Genomic DNA, 4,202 nt, shown 5'->3' with positions numbered 1-4,202 from the left:
GTGCTGGAAGTGCTGGCGGCGAATGGCGTTGATGTCATCGTGCAGGAAAACAACGGCTTTACGCCAACCCCTGCCGTGTCGAATGCCATCCTGGTCCACAACAAAAAAGGCGGCCCGCTGGCTGATGGCATTGTGATCACGCCGTCCCACAACCCGCCGGAAGATGGTGGCATTAAATACAACCCGCCAAACGGTGGTCCGGCAGATACCAACGTCACCAAAGTGGTGGAAGACAGGGCTAACACGTTGCTGGCTGACGGTCTGCAAGGCGTGAAGCGTATGTCGCTGGACGCGGCGCTGGCATCGGGTCATGTGAAAGAGCAGGACCTGGTTCAGCCGTTTGTGGAAGGACTGGCGGATATCGTCGACATGGCGGCGATCCAGAAAGCGGGTCTGACGCTGGGTGTTGATCCGTTGGGCGGTTCCGGTATCGAGTACTGGAAGCGTATTGCGAAGCACTACAACCTGAACCTGACTATCGTTAACGACCACGTTGATCAGACTTTCCGCTTTATGCATCTCGATAAAGACGGCGCAATCCGTATGGACTGCTCCTCCGAGTGCGCGATGGCGGGTCTGCTGGCGCTGCGTGACAAGTTCGATCTGGCCTTTGCCAACGATCCGGACTATGACCGTCACGGTATCGTCACCCCGGCGGGGCTGATGAACCCGAACCACTACCTGGCGGTGGCGATCAACTACCTGTTCCAGCATCGCCCACAGTGGGGCAAAGATGTTGCCGTCGGTAAGACGCTGGTTTCCTCGGCAATGATTGACCGCGTGGTCAACGATCTGGGTCGTAAGCTGGTGGAAGTGCCGGTCGGTTTTAAATGGTTTGTTGACGGTCTGTTCGATGGCAGCTTTGGCTTTGGTGGTGAAGAGAGCGCGGGCGCTTCTTTCCTGCGTTTCGACGGTACACCGTGGTCGACCGACAAAGACGGCATCATCATGTGCCTGCTGGCGGCAGAAATTACCGCAGTGACCGGTAAGAACCCGCAAGAACACTACAACGAACTGGCTGCTCGCTTCGGCGCGCCGAGCTACAATCGTTTGCAGGCGAGCGCGACCTCCGCGCAGAAAGCGGCGCTGTCTAAGCTGTCTCCGGAAATGGTAAGCGCCAGCACGCTGGCGGGCGACCCGATCACCGCACGTCTGACCGCGGCACCTGGCAATGGTGCTTCCATTGGCGGTCTGAAAGTGATGACTGACAACGGCTGGTTTGCCGCGCGTCCGTCAGGCACAGAAGACGCTTACAAGATCTATTGCGAAAGCTTCCTCGGTGAAGAACACCGCAAACAGATCGAAAAAGAAGCGGTTGAGATCGTCAGCGAAGTGTTGAAAAACGCGTAAACCCCAGGCCGGATAAGACGCTAACGTCACCATCCGGCATGAATACAAAAGCCGGATAGCATGTATGCTGATCCGGCTTTTTTATTCGACTAGACTTACGGCATAAACCGATAGCCAATCCCGGTTTCGGTCAGAAAATGACGTGGACGAGCCGGGTCCCGCTCCAGTTTCTGGCGCAGGTGTCCCATATAAATTCGCAGATAATGGCTGTGCTCAACTGCGTTTGGCCCCCAGACCTGATTTAACAGCTGGCGTTGCGTCAGTACCTTCCCGGCATTATTCAGCAGTACCGCTAACAGGCGAAACTCAATCGGCGTCAGATGGATTTCCTCGTCACCACGGTGTACGAGGCGGGCGGCGATATCCACTTTTACGTTGGAAAAATGCACCACCGGTTCGGGAGACGCGCCGCTGGCGTGGCGACGCAATGCCACGCGCAATCGCGCCTGTAGCTCGCCAATACCGAAGGGTTTACTGAGATAGTCATCGGCGCCGGCATCCAGTGCGGCGATTTTATCGCTCTCTTCGCTGCGGGCTGAAAGCACAATTACCGGGATTGCGCTCCATTGCCGCAGGTCGCGAATAAAATCAATGCCGTCGCCGTCTGGCAGGCCAAGATCGAGAATGATGAGATCGGGTTTTCGCGTGGCGGCTTCCAGCAAACCACGTTGTAGCGTTTCCGCTTCATATACACGCAGGCCATCGGCTTCCAGCGCAGTGCGCAGAAAGCGGCGAATGGCCTGTTCATCTTCAACAATCAGTACGTTTGTCACATATCCTCATGAAAATCTTCAAGTTCAGGGGGGATCTCCTGGGGTAGTGTAACACGGAAACATGCCCCCCCCTGGGCACGATTATGGGCGGAAATGGTACCGCCGTGCACGTCCACAATCGCCTGACAAATGGCCAGTCCCAACCCCACGCCGGGTACCGATGACTCTTTGTTTCCTCTGGAAAATTTGTCAAAAACGCGCTGTTCCATACCCGACGGAATACCCGGTCCATTATCCCAGACGTCCAGTAGCAGGTGCTCGCCATCGACGCTGGCGTCAATGCCGATTTGTGCCTGCGGACCCGCATATTTTACGGCGTTCTCCAGCAGGTTGATCAACACCCGTTCAAAAAGCGGGCCATCGACATGGATCAGCGTCAACGGTTCGGGTAACGACAGGTTAATCGGAGCAGAGAGTCCTGGCTCCAGCATCTGCAGGGCGCTGCCCACCACCTCTTCCAGCGTTAACCACTCCTTCTTAAGATTAAAGCCGCCAGACTGAATTCGCGCCATATCCAACAGATTATTAACCAGTCGGGTGGTATTCAGCACGTGCTGGCGAATCTCACTGGCCTGGCGCGCATGCGGCGAACCTTCACTGGCCAGATCCAGCGTTAAAATCTCTGCCTGACCGAACAGCACCGTCAGCGGTGTGCGCAAATCGTGGGACAGGGCGGCAAGCAGCGCATTGCGAATACTTTCGCGTTCACTGGCAAACCGGGCCTGCTCTTCGCTGGCGGTCAGGGTCAGACGTTCCAGCGCACTGGCGACCAACAGGGTAAAGGTTTCCAGCAGGCGCTGCTGCTCGGGAATCATCAACTGACGCAGATTTCCCGGTTCCACTACCAGTAGCCCATGCGTTTTATCGGCACTTTTTAGCGGTAAGATTTGGTACGGTACGCCCGGTAAGGTATCCGTGCCCGCGCCAGCCGGTTGCCCTTTGTCAAAACTCCATTGGGCAATGGCATCGTCCCATGGCGTTATGCCCTGTTGATGGGTGAGGGGAGCCAGCTTACCGTTTTCATCAGGTAATAAAACCTGACTGCGGGCCTGAAACGTTGAGGCGATAAACTGTTCGCTGGTCGCGGCGATTGCCTGCTGGCTTCGTCCAACGGCTAACGCTTTCGACATCTCATACAGATGACGCGTACGCTGTTCCCGATAGCGCGCCACACGCGCCTGATAACGGACGCCGGCGGTCAGATTACCGATAACCAGCCCGACCGTTAGCATTACGGCAAAAGTAAGCAGGTACTGGACGTCGGAAACGGCCAGCGTCCCACGCGGGGCAATAAAGAAGAGATCGAAGCTGGCGACGTTAATAAAGGTTGCCAGTACGGATGGCCAGCGTCCGTAGAAGAGGGCGATAACCACCACACCCAGTAAATAGAGCATTACCAGGTTAGCGGCATCAAAAGCCATCAGCCACTGCATCGCGATTAGCGTAATGATGGCGCATAGCGCGACGGCAACCACACAACCCTGAATTTGTACCCGCCATTTATCTTTAAAGGTGCGGCTATCCGTAGTGGGAAGCGTCGGGCGTGAAGGCGGTTCGTCCAGCGCGACAATCATCAGATCGAGATCCGGTGCGCGATGGGCCAGTTTGTCGGCAAAGGAATCGCTGCGCCACCAGCGACGCGTTGTCGGACGCCCGAGCACAATTTTTCCCAGATTATGCTCGCGGGCATAGCGGATTACCGCTTTATCTTCAGCAGGATCGGAAAGCGTGGCGGTTTCCGCGCCCAGCTCCTGGGCTAATCGCAGTGCGCTTAAGATCGCGCGCCGCTGTTTTTCGGGGAGTCGGTGCAGTGCCGGCGTTTCGACATACACAGCATGCCAGCCGCTGCCGAGACGCGCCGCCAGCCGCGCGGCGGCGCGCACCAGTTTTTCGCTGCCGGTATTGTGCCCAATACACAGCAAAACGGCGTCGCGGGTATGCCAGACTTTTTCTTCCCCTGGACGCCCGCGCCAGGCGCGCATTTGATCGTCCACCCGATCGGCCGTGCGGCGCAAGGCCAGCTCGCGCAGCGCGATCAAATTACCTTTGCGAAAGAAATGCTCGATGGCTCTTTCCGCC

Annotated in this window: 3 protein-coding genes; 1 reads left to right on the top strand and 2 read right to left on the bottom strand. The window is 56.9% G+C overall.

Going from position 1 to position 4,202, the window contains the following annotated elements; all coding sequences use genetic code 11:
* On the top strand, positions 1-1,350 hold a 1,350-nt coding region (gene pgm, locus KQJ18_RS22190; protein WP_216422755.1), incomplete at its 5' end, for a phosphoglucomutase (alpha-D-glucose-1,6-bisphosphate-dependent).
* A gap of 95 nt (positions 1,351-1,445) precedes the next feature.
* Here pgm and kdpE read toward each other — a convergent pair.
* Together kdpE and kdpD are read right to left on the bottom strand one after the other, a co-directional pair.
* A complete protein-coding gene (gene kdpE / locus KQJ18_RS22185) occupies positions 1,446-2,123 on the bottom strand; it encodes a two-component system response regulator KdpE (RefSeq protein ID WP_038638835.1) in 678 nt (225 codons plus the stop codon).
* The coding region (gene kdpD, locus KQJ18_RS22180) for a two-component system sensor histidine kinase KdpD (protein ID WP_216422754.1) at positions 2,120-4,202 on the bottom strand (2,083 nt) is incomplete at its 5' end. The genes kdpE and kdpD, both read right to left, overlap by 4 nt.

This window comes from Citrobacter sp. S55_ASV_140 (genome assembly GCF_018919505.1).
In the GTDB taxonomy this organism is placed as follows: domain Bacteria; phylum Pseudomonadota; class Gammaproteobacteria; order Enterobacterales; family Enterobacteriaceae; genus Citrobacter; species Citrobacter werkmanii.
Note: the sequence above shows the minus strand (reverse complement) of the source record. Positions and strands in the feature narration are given on the sequence as shown.